The sequence below is a fragment of the Aeromicrobium phragmitis genome (assembly GCF_003674095.1).
Lineage (GTDB): Bacteria > Actinomycetota > Actinomycetes > Propionibacteriales > Nocardioidaceae > Aeromicrobium > Aeromicrobium phragmitis.
The window spans coordinates 1-760 of record NZ_RDBF01000035.1 but is presented as its reverse complement, the minus strand read 5'-3'; the positions used below and the strand labels follow the sequence as shown (position 1 = coordinate 760).

Annotated in this window: 1 protein-coding gene; it reads right to left on the bottom strand. The window is 68.8% G+C overall.

Features of this window, described 5'->3' with window-relative positions; all coding sequences use genetic code 11:
- The coding region (locus tag D9V41_RS16105) for a 3-deoxy-7-phosphoheptulonate synthase (RefSeq protein WP_243697318.1) at positions 1–727 on the bottom strand (727 nt) is incomplete at its 3' end.
- Positions 728–760: the final 33 nt, after the last annotated feature.

Here is a 760-nt window from a genome sequence, read left to right as displayed (position 1 = left end):
CGACGTGTGCGCCGTCGAGCTGCCGGGTGCGCTCGCCGATACACAGGAAGTGACCCGACACGTCGTACGGCAGCTGCGTCCGCGAATCGATGCGGGTGAGTGCGTGTTCGTACTCGAGGATGAGTGCCTCGTGGGAGGAGTAGAAGTCCACGGTATGGAGCTCGGCCGGGTCGGCGCCGATGGCCTCCATGAACGCGAGCGCCCGGTCGATCTCGGCGCCCATCCGCTCGTACCGCTCCCCCACGGGGCTGTTGCGGACGAAGTCGGTGTTCCACACGTGCATCTGTCGCAGATCGGCGTATCCGCCGGTGGTGAACGCGCGGATGAGGTTCAGCGTGGCGCTCGAGGCATGGTAGACGTCCAGGAGGCGCTGCGGGTCGTGACGACGCGCCTCCGGGGTGAAGTCGAAGCCGTTGACGGCGTCGCCCCGGTAGGCCGGCAACGTGACGCCCTCACGGGTCTCGGTGTCGCTGGAGCGGGGCTTGGCGAACTGCCCGGCGAGACGGCCGACCTTGACGACCGGCACGCTCGCGGCGTACGTCAGCACGACGGCCATCGACAGGAGCACGCGCAGCTTGTTCCGCGTGTTCTCCGCCGTCACGCCCTCCAGAGTCTCGGCGCAGTCGCCGCCCTGAAGGAGGAACGCCTCGCCACGGGCCACCGCGGCCATCTTGTCGCGCAGCGCGTCGCATTCGCCCGCAAACACGAGCGGCGGCATCTTCCGCAGCGTGTCGACCGCACGATCGCGCTCGACCTGATC